Origin of the sequence: Tardiphaga sp. (assembly GCF_028290495.1) — a bacterium.
In the GTDB taxonomy this organism is placed as follows: Bacteria; Pseudomonadota; Alphaproteobacteria; order Rhizobiales; family Xanthobacteraceae; genus Tardiphaga.
This window is the reverse complement of sequence record NZ_JAQGJT010000059.1, coordinates 35,550-51,485: the sequence shown is the minus strand read 5'-3', so window position 1 is coordinate 51,485 and position 15,936 is coordinate 35,550. Positions and strand designations below refer to the sequence as shown.

The following is a 15,936-nucleotide window of genomic DNA, read 5'->3' as shown; positions in this document are numbered from 1 at the left end:
AGCGTCCGGCTTCTCGATGGGCGCGATCAGGACCGCGGAACCGCCGGCCGCCGGCGGATGGGCGTTGCGCTATTCGGCCGTGATGCAGAACCTGCGGGATGCGATCGACGCGCGGATCCGCACCGTGCTCGACGGCGACCGGCGCGCGATCGCGACCGCGCTTCTGACCGGGCGCCGCGATGCGATCACGACGCCGGTCAACGATGCGATGTTCATCTCCGGCCTCGGCCACGTGCTGTCGATCTCGGGCTACCACATGGCGGTCGTCGCCGGCGTCGTGTTCTTTGCGGTGCGGGCGCTGCTGGCGCTGTTTCCGGCGCTGACCGCAGCCTATCCGATCAAGAAATGGTCGGCGGTGGCTGCCCTGGTGGCCGCCGCCTTCTATCTGCTGCTGTCGGGCGCCGAGGTCGCGACGCAACGATCGTTTTTCATGACGGCGGTGGTGCTGATCGCGGTCATGGTCGATCGTCGTGCGGTGACGTTCCGCACGCTGGCGGTGGCGGCGATGATCGTGCTGCTGGCGATGCCGGAAGCGCTGGTGCATCCGAGTTTTCAAATGTCGTTCGCCGCGACGCTGGGCCTTGTCGCCCTGGTGCAGGGCGGCATGCCTATCCTTCTGGCGTCGCCGGATCATTCCGCCACGGCGCGCGCCGCATTGTGGGGCGGCCGCGAGATTGCCATGCTTGCGCTGGCCTCGCTGGTCGCTGGGCTGGCGACAACGCCCTATGCCGCGTTCCATTTTCACCGCATCACGCCCTACGGCGTGCTCGCCAATTTGCTGGCGATGCCGGTGGTCTCGGTTCTGGTGATGCCGGCCGGACTGCTGGGCCTCGCCGCGATGCCGTTCGGCTTTGACGGCGTGTTCTGGCGCCTGATGGATGTCGGCATTCTCTGGATGATCGTGGTGACGCAATGGGTCGCGGCACTGCCGGGCGCGATCGGGCGGATGGCGGCGTTCGGGCAGGGGCCGCTGATCGCCGCGACCTCCGGGATCATCCTGCTCGGATTGCTGCGCACGCCGCTCCGCTGGACCGGCGCCGGCGTGCTCGCGCTGTCGATTGGCTGGGCGCTCGCGGTGAAGCCGCCGGATGTGTTGATATCTGGCGATGGCCACAACGTCGCGGTGCGCGGCCGCGATGGCCGGCTGCATCTGATGCGCAGCGCGAAGGACGCGTTTTTGTTGAAAGAGTGGCTTGCCGCCGACGCCGATGCGCGGTTGTCGAACGACGCCTCCTTAAGCGACGGCGTCGCCTGTGACGACATCGGCTGCGTCGCGCATTTCGCTGACGGCGCGCTGGCGGCGCTGGTGTTGCAGCCCGAGGCATTCGCGGATGATTGCGTGCGTGCCGCGCTGATCGTTACGTTGAAGCAGCCGCCGGTGGACTGCGCGGCTCAGGTGATGGACGCGGAAAGCCTGCGCATTAGCGGCGCGATAATCTTGCGCAGAAACGGGAACGGTTTCACGGCTACGGCAATCCGGCCGAAAGGCGTCGATCGGCCGTGGTCGCCGGCGGCGGTCGACGCGGCGGAGCCGTCACCTGGCACAAGCCGGCCTGTTAGCCGCCCGGTCGATGCGACGCCGCCCGAGGCCGACGTGCTGGCCGATGAGGCCGTCGCTCAGTAGCGGCGATAGATGCCGACCAGCTTGCCTTGAATCCGGACCCGGTTGGGCGGCAGGATGCGGACTTCGTAGGCGGTGTTGGCGGGCTCCAGCGCGATCGAGGCGCCGCGGCGGCGGAAGCGCTTCAGCGTGGCTTCCTCCTCGTCGATCAAAGCGACCACGATGTCACCGGTGTCAGCGCTCTCGTTCTTCTGGATCAGTGCCATGTCGCCGTCGAGAATGCCGGCGTCCTGCATCGAGTCGCCGCGCACTTCGAGCGCGTAATGTTCGCCGGAGCCGAGCATGTCGGGCGGCACGCTGATGGTGTGGCTGCGGGTCTGCAGCGCTTCGATCGGCGTACCGGCGGCGATGCGGCCCATCACCGGCACGGAGACCGAGCGGCGGCTGTCGTCGTCGATGTCGCCGCCCTGATTGTTATTGCTGTTGCCGGACATCGGGCGAACTTTGCCGAGCGTGCCTTCGATGACGCTGGGCGTGAAGCCGCGGCGGCCGGCGGCGGGCGCTGCGGTGCTGACGCCGAGTTCGGGCAGCTTGATCACCTCGATGGCGCGGGCGCGGTTCGGCAGCCGGCGGATGAAGCCGCGCTCTTCCAGCGCGGTGATGAGACGGTGAATGCCGGACTTGGAGCGCAAATCGAGCGCGTCCTTCATCTCGTCGAAGGAGGGTGGCACGCCGGCTTCCTTGAGGCGCTGGTCGATGAATTTCAGAAGTTCATACTGTTTGCGCGTGAGCATCTGGAGCCATCCTTCGTTGACGGGTTCAGCCGCCGCATCGGTATCAGTCGGTTTCAGGATGAGGCAATCGCCGCATCGTCTCGAAACAAATCATGAACGAACACTATCTGTTCCATATGTGTTCCGCAACGCTTAATTTCCCGTCAACAAAATGGCAAGCAGCTAGATCGGCAGCCGCATGAATTCGCAAAGCGAGCCTTTCAGCGCCGCCGGCGCGAACGGCCTGCGGATCAGAAGTCCCTGCGCGGCAGCGAGATTTCCCAACAGCGAGGAGTCCTGCTTGGTCACCGCCGTTGCTATCACGGCGCCGCCGTCGCCGGTAATCAGCGTGGCGCGCAGATAGTCCTCGCGCTGATCGTTGGCCGGAAGATCGCGGCCGAGCACCGCCGATTCGATCGCGTGATTCACGTCCCTGCGGCCCAACAGCGCGCGAATCAACGGCACCATGAACAGGAAGCCGCAGACATAGGACGACACGGGATTGCCGGGCAGGCCGACCACGCGCATCTCTCCGCGGCGGCCATTCATCATCGGCTTGCCCGGGCGCATGGCGATCCGCCAGAACGCCATTTCGACGCCGGCGGCTTCCAGCGACTGCTTGACCAGATCGTGGTCGCCGACTGAGGCGCCGCCGGTGGTGACGAGGATATCGGCGCTGGCATCGATGGCGCGCTGGATCGCCGCAGTGGTGGATTCAAGCGTATCGGCGGCAATGCCTAGATCGATCACGTCGGCGCCTTCTGCGCGCGCCAGCGCGCGCAGCGCAAAGCCGTTGGACAGTACGATCTGGCCGGGGCCGGGGATAGCGCCAGGCATCACCAACTCGTCGCCGGTGGCGAGCACCGCAATTACCGGGCGGCGACGCACCGGCAGTTCCGGATGGTTCATGCCGGCGGCGAGCGAGAGGTCGCGGTCGGTGAGCCGGCGGCCCTTGCGCAGCAGCACGTCGCCTTCGTTGAAATCGACGCCGGCCGGACGAATGTGCTTCGCCATGCTGGCGGCTTCGTTCACGATGACAATCGCGCCGTCGCGCGTGGTGTCTTCCTGGATCACGACGGCGTCGGCGCCATCCGGCACCACGCCGCCAGTGAAAATGCGCAACGCTTCGCCTTCGCCAAGCGCGCGCTCGAACGGTCGGCCGGCCGCGACCTCGCCAATCACGGTGAGACGTGCGCCGACGACGGCATCGGTCGTGCGCACCGCGTAACCGTCCATTGCCGACATCGCCTGCGGCGGCTGTGTCCGCCGCGACGCGACGTCACGCGCGAGCACGCGGTGATACGCGGACTCCAGCGCCACCATCTCCTCGGGCAGCGCGTCGGCGTCCGCGAGCACCGCGGCCAACGCACCTGCAACCGGCATCAAGGCCATCAGTCATTCTCCAGAAGTCCGAGCGTGGTGACCGCTGTGGCGGCATCGTCCGGCGAAGTGACATGAACCGCGGTCAGCCCGCAAGCGCGCGATGCGATATGGCCGGAGCGGGCATTGCTCCATATCAGGTGCTCGGTTGTGGTGCGTCGCCGCATCGCCGCCCGCTGAATTTTTGGTTGCCGAGGCAACCAATCCGTGAGAGCCTGTATCCGAGGGCGCATCCCAGAGCAGTTGAACTGCCGCGCCCTGCATGGAGTGGACCATGATGGACCGCATGCGCGGGTCCGGAACCGAGGACGCGCGCGCGGCGGCACGCCCATCGACTCCGATTGTTCCGAACGAACTACTCCGTCTGTTCCGTCACCGCCCCGAGATTGCTGTGAATGCGCCGCAGCAGGTCGATCAATACTTCGCGCTCGCCGGCATCGAGACAGGACAGCAGCTTTTGCTCGCGCTCCAGCGCGGCGACGATCACCACATCGTGGGTGGCCTTGCCTTTCGCCGTGAGCGCGATGGCGTGGCTGCGGCCGTCATTCGGATCGGTATTGATAGCGACGAGGCCGCGGCCCTGCAGCAGCGCGAGGGTGCGGCTCACCGGTCCCTTGTCGAAGCCGATGACGTGGCAGATCCGCGACGCGGGAATGCCGGGCTCGATCGCCAGCAGCGACATGATCCGCCATTCGGTGACGTTGACGCCGAAACGCTTCTGGTAGAACGCGGTGGCGCTGCGCGACAGCTTGTTGGCGATGAAGGTGACGAAGGCCGGGACGTAGCGCTCGAGATCGAGCAATTGGCCGGGCGCCGCATGCTTCGGTTTCGCGGTCTTGCTCGTTCCGTTTCTGCTCATGCCGTGAAGGTCCCGCCTGCCATGTTGAATTGACCGGGTGGGTCGGCGCACCGGCGCGAACGAGACATAGAGATACACGGCAAAATAGCAAACAACAAAATTCGGGAGGCTATGATGACCACACCGAGCCCGGCGCAAGCAAGCCACAGCACGCCCGCGCCGCACACCGTGATCGATGATGCGACGTCCGCCATTCCCAGCCTCGACGTCGATCCCTTCGCGCTCGACTTCTTCGCCGATCCGTATCCCACCCACGAGCTGCTGCGCGAGACGGCACCGGTGGTGTATCTCAACAAATGGAACGTATTCGCGGTGGCGCGCTACGCGGAAGTATACGCGGTGCTGAACGACCCCCTGACGTTCTGCTCCAGCCGCGGCGCGGGCTTGAGCGATTTCGCCAAGGAAAAGCCGTGGCGGCCGGCCAGCATTATCCTGGAAGCTGATCCGCCGGCGCATACCCGCACGCGCGCGGTGCTCAGCAAGGTGTTGTCGCCGGCGGTCATGAAGCAGTTGCGCGACGGCTTTGCCGCCGCCGCCGAGGCGAAGGTCGATGAACTGCTGGCGAAAGGCAGCTTCGACGCGGTGGCCGATCTGGCGGAAGCCTATCCGCTGTCGGTGTTTCCCGATGCAATGGGGCTGCAGCAGGAGGGCCGCGAGAACTTGTTGCCCTATGCCGGGCTGGTGTTCAACGCCTTCGGGCCGCCGAACGCTTTGCGCGAAGAGGCGATTGCGCGCTCGGCGCCGCATCAAGCCTATGTCGCCGCGCAGTGCCAGCGCGAGAATCTGGCGCCGGGTGGCTTCGGCGCCTGCATTCATGCGCGCGTGGATAGCGGCGATATCACCGCGACGGAGGCGCCGTTGCTGGTGCGCTCGCTGCTGTCTGCCGGGCTTGATACCACGGTGAACGGCATCGGAGCGGCAATCTATTGTCTGGCGCGGTATCCCGAAGAGTTCGCGCGGCTGCGCGCCGACGTCTCGCTGGCGCGCAACGCCTTCGAGGAGGCGGTGCGCTATGAGAGCCCGGTGCAGACCTTCTTTCGCACCACCACGCGCGAGGTTGAGATCAGCGGCCGCCGGATAGGCGAGGGCGAGAAGGTGCTGATGTTCCTCGCCGCCGCCAATCGCGATCCCAGGCGCTGGAATGCCCCCGATCGCTACGACATCACCCGCAAGACCTCCGGCCATGTTGGCTTCGGCTCCGGCATCCACATGTGCGTCGGACAACTTGTGGCGCGGCTGGAGGGCGAAGTGTTGCTGGCAGCTTTGGCACGCAAGGTCGCGCGCATCGAGATCACCGGCCCTCTGAAACGCCGCTTCAACAACACGCTGCGCGGGCTCGACAGCCTGCCGGTCACCTTCACGCCGGCCTGAGGATTTCTGATGCCAAGCATTACCTTCATTCATCCTGACGGACGCGCGCAGAGCATCGCGGCTGGCGAGGGCGACAGCGCCATGCGGGCGGCCATGAGCAACGGCATTGACGAGATCGTCGCCGAATGCGGCGGCAGCGCCGTTTGCGCGACCTGCCACGTCTATGTGGACGAGAACTGGATCCGCAAGCTCGGTCCTGTCAGTGACGACGAGGACGAATTGCTGGAAGGCGTCGCCACCGAACGACTGCCCAACAGCCGGCTGTCCTGCCAGATCACCATCACGCCGGAACTCGACGGCCTCGTGCTGCGGCTCCCGGAACGGCAAGTGTAGTTCGACCGACCACCGCGCCCGGCAACGTCCGGGGCCGCGTTTTCAAATCCAGAGGGGAAGAGACGATGAATGCTTTCAAGACAGTTTTAGCGGCGGCGGCGTCCGTCGTGATCGCAGGCTCAGCGCAGGCCGAGATATCCGATGATGTCGTTCGCATCGGCGTGCTCAATGATATCTCCGGCGTGTTCCAGGACACCAACGGCATGGGCTCGGTGGAGGCCGCGCGGATGGCGGCGGAGGACTTCAACGGCGGTGGCAAGAATATCAAGGTCGAGATCGTCTACGCCGACCACCAGAACAAGGCCGACGTCGGCTCTGGCATCGCGCGAAAATGGCTGGAGGTTGACAAGGTTGATGCCATCGTGGACGTGCCGAATTCGTCGGTGGGCCTGTCCGTCAACAATATCGCGCGGAACACCAAGATGACGTTCCTGGCATCCTCAACCGCCAGTTCCGACCTCACCGGCAAGGATTGCTCGCCGAATACGATCCAGTGGGTCAACGACGCCTGGGCGACCGGCAACACGACCGCGGCGGCGATGATGCAGCGTGGTGGCAGCGACTGGTACTTCCTCACGGTGAACTACGCGCTGGGGCAGGGTATCGAAGCGGAGGCCACCAACTACATCAACAAGAATGGTGGCAAGGTGCTCGGCTCCTCGAAGCACCCGCTCGGCACGTCGGATTTCGCCTCGCTGCTGCTGCAGGCGCAGAATTCCAAGGCCAAGGTGATAGGGCTCGCCAATGCCGGCGCCGACACCATCAATGCGGTGAAGCAGGCCGGCGAGTTCGGCATGCAGGACGGCGACCAGAAACTGGTGGCGTTCCTGATCTTCATCAACGACGTCCACGGCATGGGGCTGAAGGCGGCGCAGGGCCTGCTGCTGACGGAATCGTTCTACTGGGACATGGATGATGACACCCGAGCCTTCGCCAAGCGGTTCGCACAGCGGCCGGGGATGAACGGCAAGATGCCGAGCGGCAACCAGGCCGGCGTCTACGCGCCGACACTGGCCTATCTCAATGCCGTCGCCGCCAAGGGCAGCGACGACGCCAAGGATGCCGTGCCGCAGATGAAGACGTTCAAGGGCAAGGACAAGTTGTTCGGCGAAGTCGCCATCCGCGCAGATGGCCGCGTGATCCATCCGGTCTATCTGTTCGAGATCAAGAAACCCTCGGAATCGAAGTATCCCTACGACTACTACAAGCTGCTGAGCACAATCCCGGCGGAAAAGGCTTTCCGGCCGATCGCGGACGGTGGCTGTCCGATGATCAAATAATTGCGACCTGCGCCGGTACCAAAATACGTTGCGCTGGTACCGGCGGCGGCGCGTGGGTTTGTGTGAACCGCTGTGTGCCCAATCTTGATCGCCGGTTGGGTCTGCGGCTTTCCACGATGCTGGACGGTGCTGAATCCGGGAAGCTTAGTTCGCGCTGACGATCGCGATGCGCTGTTGCCCGGCGCGTTTAGGTTACCCGCAAGATCATTCCCCCGCCGGGTAGCTATGTAAATCGCATTCACACATCGCCGCGCGGCGTTTGATAGTTCTGATCCCGCCACGCTCGCCGGTCGGATGTCGATCCTCCCGCCTGATCGATTGATGTGGCCCGGGGCCGCAGCTTTCACCCCCATGCTCGCGGGCGGTCCCGGTTTTTTCTTTGCAAGCCAGAAGCCGTGTCTTTGCCGAGCTATCATTTCGCTCCGGGCGCTGTCAGTCGGCGTCGTTATCTGTCACAAGATAGTGGCCGGACTTGCCGCCCTTCTTCTCGATCAGATGAATCCCCTCGATGCTGACGCCGCGCTCCACGGCCTTGATCATGTCGTAGATCGTGAGGCAGGCGATCGACACCGCGGTCAACGCTTCCATCTCGACGCCGGTCGGACCTGAGACTTTCACGGAGGCGCGGACGCGGCAGCCCGGCAGCTTCTTGTCGGGCTCGATATCGAGCGTGACCTTCGACAGCATCAAGGGATGGCACAGCGGTATCAGGTCCGAGGTGCGCTTTGCCGCCATGATGCCGGCGATCCGCGCGGTGCCGAGCACGTCGCCTTTCTTGGCGTTGCCGGACACGATCAGCTCCAGCGTCGCCTTGCTCATGATCACCACGCCTTCGGCGACCGCGATGCGCTCGGTTGAAGGTTTTCGCGAGACGTCGACCATATGCGCCTCGCCGGCGGCATCGATGTGCGTCAGGGCAGGGGTATCGGCATTGCGCTTCGACTTTTTGGCCATGGTCTCAATATCCCGGATTGTAGGTTTCCAAAAAAGGCGCAGCCTCGAATCCGCTTCGCATGTTCGATCCCTCCTCTCCTGCAACGGGAGCGGGGAAAGAACCGCGCTCGGTTAGTTCGACGCTATCGACGTATCCGCGCGCTTCAGCAGTGCCTTGGTTGCCGCGGTCACATCGGCCTGCCGCATCAGGCTTTCGCCGACGAGAAACGTAGAAATGCCGACGCGTTCGAGGCGGGCGAGGTCGGCGGCAGCGTTGATGCCGCTCTCGCCGACCATCAGGCGGTCTTTCGGGATCATCGGCGCCAGCGTCTCGCTGGTCTTCAGCGTGGTCTCGAAGGTGCGCAGATTGCGGTTGTTGATGCCGATCATCGGCGAGCGCAGGTTCAGCGCGCGCTCCAGCTCAGGCTGGTCGTGGACTTCCAGTAGCACGTCCATGCCATGCGCGATGGCGGCGTCCTCGATGTCGCGGGCGGCGGCGTCATCGAGCGCGGCCATGATGATCAGGATGCAGTCGGCGCCATGCGCGCGGGCTTCCACCACCTGGTAGGTGTCGAACATGAAGTCCTTGCGCAGCACCGGCAGCTTCACCGCGTCGCGCGCGGCGACCATGAAATCGAGATGGCCCTGAAACGAGGGCGTGTCGGTGAGAACCGAGAGGCACGCCGCGCCGCCGGCCTCATAGGCCTTCGCCAGCGACGGCGGGTCGAAGTCCTCGCGGATCAGGCCCTTCGAAGGCGAGGCCTTCTTGACCTCGGCGATCAGCGCAAAGTCGCCCTTGTCGAGCTTGCGATAGATCGCGGTCATGAAGCCGCGCGGCGGAGAGGCGGTCTTGGCGAGCGCCTCGATTTCAGCCAGCGGATGCGAGCGCTTGGCCGCGGCGATTTCCTCGCGCTTGTAGGCTTCGATCTTGCTCAGGATGTCGGACATAACTCAGTCCTTTGCGTTCGAGACCGCGACGAGGCGCTTGAGCTTCTCCAGCGCCGCGCCGCTGTCGAGTGACTTCTGGCCCATCGCGACGCCTTCCTTGAGGTCCTTCGCCTTACCGGCGACGATCAGTGCTGCGGCGGCATTGAACACAGCGACGTCGCGGAATGCGCCGGGCTTGCCGTCGAGCACGCTTTGCAGCGCAATGGCATTGGCCTGCGCATCGCCGCCTCGCAGTGCGTCGGGGCCGGCGCGGGGCAGGCCGGCATCTTCCGGCGTGATCTCGAACGAACGGATGTTGCCGTTCTCCAGCGCTGCGACGAAGGTGGGGCCGGTCAGCGTGATCTCGTCGAGCCCGTCGGAGCCGTGCACGACCCAGGCGTGTTCCGAGCCGAGGTTCTTCAATACCTGCGCCAGCGGCAGCACCCACTGCCGCGAGAACACGCCGACCATCTGCCGGGTGACCCCGGCCGGATTGGACAAGGGACCCAGCAGGTTGAAGATGGTGCGGGTGGCCAGCTCGACGCGGGTCGGGCCGACATTCTTCATCGCCGGATGATGCGATGGCGCGAACATAAAGCCGATGCCGGTTTCCGCCATGCAACGGCTGACCTGTTCGGGGGTAATGTCGATCTTGATGCCGAGCGCGGCCAGCACGTCGGCGGCGCCGGAGCGCGATGATAGCGCGCGGTTGCCATGTTTGGCGACCGGCACGCCGCAGCCGGCGACGATGAAGGAGGCACAGGTCGAGACGTTGACCGAGCCGGAGCCGTCGCCGCCGGTGCCGACCACATCGACCGCGCCTGCGGGCGCGGTGACGCGCAGCATCTTGCTTCGCATCGCCGACACTGCGCCGGTGATTTCGTCGACGGTCTCGCCTCGCACACGCAAGGCCATCAGGAGCCCGCCCATTTGCGACGGCGTTGCTTCGCCCGACATCATGCTGTCGAAGGCAGTCGCCGATTCATCGCGCGACAGCGTGGCGCCAGTGGCGACCTTGGCAATGATTGCCCTGAGATTATCCATCAGATGCTTCCAGTAATTCGCCCGACGTGGCGAAGACCTTTGCGGAGAAACGTTGGCCCGGCCAACGTTTCTCCGGGGTCGCCATGACGGCGTTGGTTTCTAGTTCGTATCGGCGGCTGCTGCGCCCGTAGCGATAGCGACGGCTTCCTGGTTGATCTTGGTGCCGATCACAGCCTCGAGCCGGGTGACATACTGCGCGACCTGTTCGTCGGTCTGGCCGCGCTGCAGGGTCTCCTTCAGGGTCTTCAGCTCGGCCGAGGCCAGATCGACCGGCGGCGCGCTGATGTCGGTGACGCGGAACACGATCCACTCGCTGGAGGTCGCACCCGGCGCCTGTCCGGCGTCATCCTTGGCGCTGCGGAAGACCGACTGGACCACGCCGGGCGACAGCTCTGGCGGGTTGGCGTCGCGCTTGAACGGCGCGGAGGTCGCGACCTTGAGACCGGCTGCTGTCGCTTCGTCCGCCAGCTTGGCGCCGGAGGCGAGCTTCTTCGCCATCTCGTCGGCCTTGGTGCGCAGCCGGCTGGTGATCTGGTCGTCGCGCCAGCGCGCCGCGACCTGATCCTTGACTTCGTCGAGCAGGCGCTCGCGGGCTGGCGTGACGCCGAGTACGTCGAACCAGACGTAGCCGCCGCCAAGCTGGATGGCTTCGTTATCGACGCCGACGTCGCTGGCGAACGCCTTGGTGACGATGTCGGAGCCAGTGGGCACGTTGGCCACTGGCTGGCCGTCCGGCGTGCGGCCGGAGCGGTCGACGGCGTCGATCGTGACCGAGGTCAGGCCGAGCTTCTTGGCGGCATCGACGACATTTGCGCCGCCGCCGCGTTCGTCTTCCATCTTGTTGTGCATGTCGGCGACCACGGCGCGGGCGCGCTCCAGCGCAAGATCGCGCTTCAGGGCGACGGCGACGCTGTCATAGCTCGGCTCGGTGCCGGGCTGGACCTTGCCGACCTTGATAAGCGTGATCCCGAAACGGCCGGCGATCGGCTGGCTGATGGCGTCCGACGCCAGCGAGAAGGCGGCGTCGGCGACCGAGGGATCGATGATCCCGGCCTTGGCGACCATGCCGAGATCGATGTCGGCCGTGCTGAGCTTGCGCTCCTTGGCGAGGTCGTCGAACGAGAAGCTGTTGCTGAGCTTGGCGCGGCCGGCCACGGCTTCTTCCGCATTCGGGAACACGATCTGTGAGATCTGGCGCTGCTCCGGCGTCGAGAGCTTGTCCTTGCGCTGCTCGAACACCTTTCTGGCATCGTCGTCGGACACCGTCGCCCACTTCGCCATCTCTTCGGGCGTCATGACGAGATAAGCGACCTTGCGATATTCGGGCGCGCGAAACTGCGTCTTGTGGTCCTCGAAATAGGCCGCGAGCGCCTCGGGCGAGGGCGTCTCGATGGCGCCGGCCTGGGCGGCTTCCAGTTTGACGTAATCGACGGTGCGCTGCTCGCTCTGGAAGCGGCTGAGCGCCTCGATCTGCGTCTTCGGCGGCTCGAAGCCGGTGGTGATGGTGCCGGCGATCTGGCGGCGCAATGAGACCTTGCGCTGCTCGCTGATGTAGCGCTGTTCGGTATAGCCGAGCGAGCGGATCAGCTGCTGGAAGCGCGGCGCGTCGAAGGTGCCGGTCGATCCCTTGAAGTTCGGATCTTCCACGATCTGGCGCATCACCTCGGCGTCGGACACGCCGAGGCCGCGGCGGCGGGCGTCTTCGTCGAGGGCGGCTTCGGCTACGGCCTGTTGCAGCACCTGGCGGTCGACGCCGAAGGCGCGCGCCTGGTCGGAGGTCAACGGCCGGCCGAACTGGCGGCCGATCTGTTGCAGCCGGTCGGTATAGAGCTGGCGGAACTGCTCGGTGGAAATCTCGGTGCTGCCGATCTTCGCCAGCGTCGATTTGCCATAGCCCTTGAAGATGTCCTGGATCCCCCACACGGCAAAGCTGCCGATCAACACCACCATCACCGAGGTCATGACGGTCTTGCCGAGCCAGTTTTTCGAGGCGTTGCGCATTCCGCGAAGCATGGGATCATCTTATTTGTCAGGAGGGGAACCAGCTCGCGCCTGCCGCAGAATCCGCAAAAGGGCGTCGCCGGATGGGACGCGCACCATAAAGTGGCAGAAGCCGCGTCGCAACCGGGGGGAACGGGGCGGATTGAAGCGGAGCTTCGGCTTTCGGCAGTCCGGAGCCCCGAATCGGAGCCGCCAGCGCGATGTCGCTTTGCCGGGACCGCTGGCCGCGGCGGCAGTCTGGCCGGCGCCGCATTCGCGGCCGCCGACAGGGACGGCTGAGCTTGAGCAAATCCGCATGCTCTGTTAGCCCAGCGTCTTCCTCTTACCGCAGGACTTCCTCATGACTGACGCCATTCGGCCGCTGATTGCCGGCAACTGGAAAATGAATGGCTTGAAGGAGTCCATCGGCGAATTCAGCCAGATGATGTCGGGGCAGGGCGATCTCTGGCGCAAGGCCGACCTGATGATCTGCCCGCCAGCGACCCTGGTGATGACCCTGGCGGTGGTGGCGGTCGGATCGAAGATCCAGATCGGCGCGCAGGATTGCCACGCCAAGGCCTCCGGCGCCCACACCGGCGATCTCTCGGCTGAGATGTTCGCCGACCTCGGCGCCAGCGCGATCATCGTCGGCCATTCCGAACGCCGCGCCGACCACGGCGAGACCGATGCCGTCGTGCGGCAGAAGGCGCAGGCCGCCTGGCGCGCCGGATTGGTTGCCATCGTCTGCATCGGCGAGACCCAGGCGCAGCGCGACGCCGGCCAAACGCTGGATGTATGCGGCGCCCAGCTGGCTGGCTCGCTACCCGATGGAGCCACCTCCACCAGTGTCGTAGTGGCCTATGAACCGGTCTGGGCGATCGGCACCGGCCTGACGCCGACCGCGAAAGATATCGAGCAAGTTCATGCGTTTATCCGCGAAAATCTAATCCAGCGCTTCAAAGGCGAGGGCAGCAAGATGCGCATTCTCTATGGCGGGTCGGTCAAGCCCTCCAACGCCACTGAGCTGATGGCCGTCCCGAACGTCAACGGCGCCCTGGTCGGCGGCGCAAGCCTGAAAGCTACGGATTTCCTGGCAATTGCGGCGGGGTGTCCGTGATCTGCTCAGCTGAGTTGCGGGGCCGGCTCGACCAACTGGTCGGTCAATCCGCGGACGGCCGGTCTGTCGGTTCGTTCCTGCCCCTCGGGGGGTGACAATCCCCTGTGCAATCGTGTAGACAGCCCTCGACTTCAAACCCCGCAAGTGACGAATGCAGCCGGCCAGCGGCGCAGCGTGCTTGCGATGGAAGGACCCGATGCAAAGCGTCATTATCGTCATCCATCTCATGATCGTTGCGACCCTGATCGCGGCGGTGCTTTTGCAAAAGTCCGAAGGCGGCGGCTTGGGCGTCGGTGGCGGCGGCGGTGGCGGCTTCATGTCGAGCCGCGGCACGGCCAACCTCTTGACCCGGACCACCGGTATTCTGGCCGTTGGCTTCTTCGTCACCAGCCTGTTTCTGTCCTGGCTGGCCGGCTACGAGCGCAAGCCGACCTCGATCATCAATGGCACCTCGGCACCGGTTTCGCAGCCGGGCGGCCTGACGCCGCCGACCTCCGGTGGCCTGCTTGATTCGCTCAAGAAGGCCGACGAACCGCAGGCTCCGAGCGGCCCGCAGGCACCGCGTTCGCAATAATGCAGGGACGCCATGCAGGACGAAACCTACCGTCCTGCATCAGCAGTCCCCATCAAGGGACTGCAATCGTTTTAATTTTCACGTCACCCACAGGCTGTCCCGAATTTGGCGGACGGCTGCGATTCGCTTTTGCGAATCGGTTTGCGGGCCTTAAAGGTTGAACCCCATGGCGCGGTACATATTCATCACCGGCGGCGTGGTCTCCTCGCTCGGCAAAGGTCTGGCTTCAGCGGCGCTCGGTGCCCTGCTGCAGGCGCGGGGCTACAAGGTCCGTCTTCGCAAGCTCGACCCCTACCTCAACCTCGATCCCGGAACGATGTCGCCGTACCAGCACGGCGAAGTGTTCGTGACCGACGATGGTGCCGAGACCGATCTCGATCTCGGCCATTACGAGCGCTTCACTGGGCGTCCGGCCACCAAGGCCGACAACATCACGACCGGCCGAATTTACCAGGACATCCTGACCAAGGAGCGGCGCGGCGACTATCTTGGGGCCACCATCCAGGTGATCCCGCACGTCACCAACGCCATCAAGGATTTCGTGCTCGACAGCAATGACGAGTACGATTTCGTGCTGGTCGAGATTGGGGGCACCGTCGGCGACATCGAGGGCCTGCCGTTCTTCGAGGCGATCCGCCAGATCAAGAACGACTTGCCGCGCGGCCAGTGCATCTACGTGCATCTGACGCTGCTGCCGTTCATCCCGAGCGCCGGCGAATTGAAAACCAAGCCGACCCAGCATTCGGTCAAGGAATTGCGTTCGATCGGCATCCAGCCCGACATTCTGCTGTGCCGCTGCGACCGCGAGATACCCAAGGAAGAGCGCCGCAAGCTCGGTCTGTTCTGCAACGTCCGTGAAACCGCCGTGATCGAGGCGCGCGACGTCGACAACATCTACGCCGTGCCCGAGGCCTATCACGACGCCGGCCTCGACGACGAAGTGCTGGCCGCGTTCGGCCTGACGCCGAAGGGGCCGCTGGCGCTGCAGAGCTGGCATAACATCAACGAGCGCGTGCGTAATCCCGAGGGTGCGGTGACCATCGCCATCGTCGGCAAGTACACCGGCATGAAGGACGCCTACAAGTCGCTGACCGAGGCGCTGTCGCATGGCGGCATCGCCAACAAGGTGAAGGTCAATCTCGACTGGATCGAGAGCGAAGTGTTCGAGAACGAGGATCCGGCGCCGTTCCTCGAACACGTCAACGGCATTATGGTGCCCGGCGGCTTCGGCCAGCGCGGTGCCGAAGGCAAGATTCGCGCGGCGCGGTTCGCGCGGGAGCGCAAGGTGCCGTATTTCGGCATCTGCTTTGGCATGCAGATGGCCGTCATTGAAGCAGCGCGAAACCTCGCCGGCATCAAGGACGCCAACTCCACGGAATTCGGCGAGACCACCGAGCCGGTGGTGGGGCTGATGACCGAGTGGTTGCGCGGCAACGAGCTTGAGAAGCGCCACAATGCCGGTGATCTCGGTGGCACCATGCGGCTCGGCGCTTATCCGGCCGCCTTGCGTGCCGGCAGCAAGGTCTCGGAAGTCTATGGCGGCGCGCTGGAAATCTCCGAGCGCCACCGCCACCGCTACGAGGTCAACACCGCCTACAAGGACCGTCTCGAGCAGCACGGTCTGCGTTTCTCCGGGATGTCGCCGGACGGCGTGCTGCCGGAGATCGTCGAATACGAGAACCATCCGTGGTTCATCGGCGTGCAGTACCATCCCGAACTGAAATCGCGTCCGTTCGAGCCGCACCCGCTGTTCGCCTCGTTCATCAAGGCGGCGGCGGCGCAAAGCCGGCTGGTGTAGGGCAGG

At 64.9% G+C, this 15,936-nt stretch carries 14 protein-coding genes; 7 read left to right on the top strand and 7 right to left on the bottom strand.

The annotated features are described in order from the left end of the window. A partial coding sequence (locus tag JWQ24_RS11465) for a ComEC/Rec2 family competence protein (RefSeq protein WP_299807716.1) occupies window positions 1–1,624 on the top strand: 1,624 nt, incomplete at its 5' end. Here JWQ24_RS11465 and lexA read toward each other — a convergent pair. From lexA to JWQ24_RS11450, 3 genes are all read right to left on the bottom strand, one after another. Then, entirely contained in the window at window positions 1,618–2,355 is a 738-nt protein-coding gene (gene lexA / locus JWQ24_RS11460; protein ID WP_299807714.1) for a transcriptional repressor LexA, read from the bottom strand. The two genes, JWQ24_RS11465 and lexA, sit on opposite strands and share 7 nt — an antisense overlap. Window positions 2,356–2,517: 162 nt before the next feature. Beyond that, the gene (glp, locus tag JWQ24_RS11455) at window positions 2,518–3,726 is read right to left on the bottom strand and encodes a gephyrin-like molybdotransferase Glp (protein WP_299807712.1); all 1,209 of its coding nucleotides are present in this window, start codon (window positions 3,724–3,726) and stop codon (window positions 2,518–2,520) included. A 343-nt stretch (window positions 3,727–4,069) separates the two neighbouring features. After that, on the bottom strand, window positions 4,070–4,573 hold the full coding sequence (locus tag JWQ24_RS11450; protein ID WP_299807710.1) for a MarR family transcriptional regulator: 504 nt from the start codon (window positions 4,571–4,573) through the stop codon (window positions 4,070–4,072). A gap of 114 nt (window positions 4,574–4,687) precedes the next feature. On the opposite strand from JWQ24_RS11450, the gene JWQ24_RS11445 reads away from it, so the two are divergent. The 3 genes from JWQ24_RS11445 (at window position 4,688) to JWQ24_RS11435 (ending at window position 7,557) form a co-directional block, all read left to right on the top strand. Next, window positions 4,688–5,944: a cytochrome P450 gene (locus tag JWQ24_RS11445; protein WP_299807708.1), complete on the top strand. Its 1,257-nt coding sequence runs from the start codon at window positions 4,688–4,690 to the stop codon at window positions 5,942–5,944. Window positions 5,945–5,953: 9 nt separating this feature from the next. Further along, window positions 5,954–6,277: a 2Fe-2S iron-sulfur cluster-binding protein gene (locus JWQ24_RS11440; protein ID WP_299807706.1), complete on the top strand. Its 324-nt coding sequence runs from the start codon at window positions 5,954–5,956 to the stop codon at window positions 6,275–6,277. Between the two features lie 65 nt (window positions 6,278–6,342). Then, window positions 6,343–7,557: an ABC transporter substrate-binding protein gene (locus JWQ24_RS11435; RefSeq protein WP_299807704.1), complete on the top strand. Its 1,215-nt coding sequence runs from the start codon at window positions 6,343–6,345 to the stop codon at window positions 7,555–7,557. A gap of 432 nt (window positions 7,558–7,989) precedes the next feature. Here JWQ24_RS11435 and moaC read toward each other — a convergent pair whose 3' ends face one another. The 4 genes from moaC to JWQ24_RS11415 form a co-directional block, all read right to left on the bottom strand. Beyond that, complete coding sequence (moaC, locus tag JWQ24_RS11430; RefSeq protein ID WP_299807702.1) at window positions 7,990–8,511, bottom strand: cyclic pyranopterin monophosphate synthase MoaC; 522 nt, start codon at window positions 8,509–8,511, stop codon at window positions 7,990–7,992. A 111-nt stretch (window positions 8,512–8,622) separates the two neighbouring features. Continuing rightward, window positions 8,623–9,438, bottom strand: a complete 816-nt coding sequence (trpC, locus tag JWQ24_RS11425; protein ID WP_299807700.1) for an indole-3-glycerol phosphate synthase TrpC — start codon at window positions 9,436–9,438, stop codon at window positions 8,623–8,625. Window positions 9,439–9,441: 3 nt separating this feature from the next. Continuing rightward, window positions 9,442–10,461 (bottom strand): anthranilate phosphoribosyltransferase, encoded by a 1,020-nt coding sequence (gene trpD, locus JWQ24_RS11420; RefSeq protein WP_299807698.1) that lies wholly within the window; start codon window positions 10,459–10,461, stop codon window positions 9,442–9,444. 99 nt (window positions 10,462–10,560) lie between these two features. Beyond that, entirely contained in the window at window positions 10,561–12,474 is a 1,914-nt protein-coding gene (locus JWQ24_RS11415) for a peptidylprolyl isomerase (RefSeq protein ID WP_299807696.1), read from the bottom strand. Window positions 12,475–12,802: 328 nt separating this feature from the next. Here JWQ24_RS11415 and tpiA point away from each other — a divergent pair, with 328 nt between their 5' ends. The 3 genes from tpiA to JWQ24_RS11400 all read left to right on the top strand — a co-directional run bounded on the left by tpiA (window position 12,803) and on the right by JWQ24_RS11400 (window position 15,930). Beyond that, the gene (gene tpiA, locus JWQ24_RS11410) at window positions 12,803–13,558 is read left to right on the top strand and encodes a triose-phosphate isomerase (protein WP_299807694.1); all 756 of its coding nucleotides are present in this window, start codon (window positions 12,803–12,805) and stop codon (window positions 13,556–13,558) included. Window positions 13,559–13,754: 196 nt separating this feature from the next. Continuing rightward, on the top strand, window positions 13,755–14,132 hold the full coding sequence (gene secG / locus JWQ24_RS11405; protein WP_299807692.1) for a preprotein translocase subunit SecG: 378 nt from the start codon (window positions 13,755–13,757) through the stop codon (window positions 14,130–14,132). 166 nt (window positions 14,133–14,298) lie between these two features. Then, window positions 14,299–15,930 (top strand): CTP synthase, encoded by a 1,632-nt coding sequence (locus JWQ24_RS11400; protein ID WP_299807690.1) that lies wholly within the window; start codon window positions 14,299–14,301, stop codon window positions 15,928–15,930. Window positions 15,931–15,936: the final 6 nt, after the last annotated feature.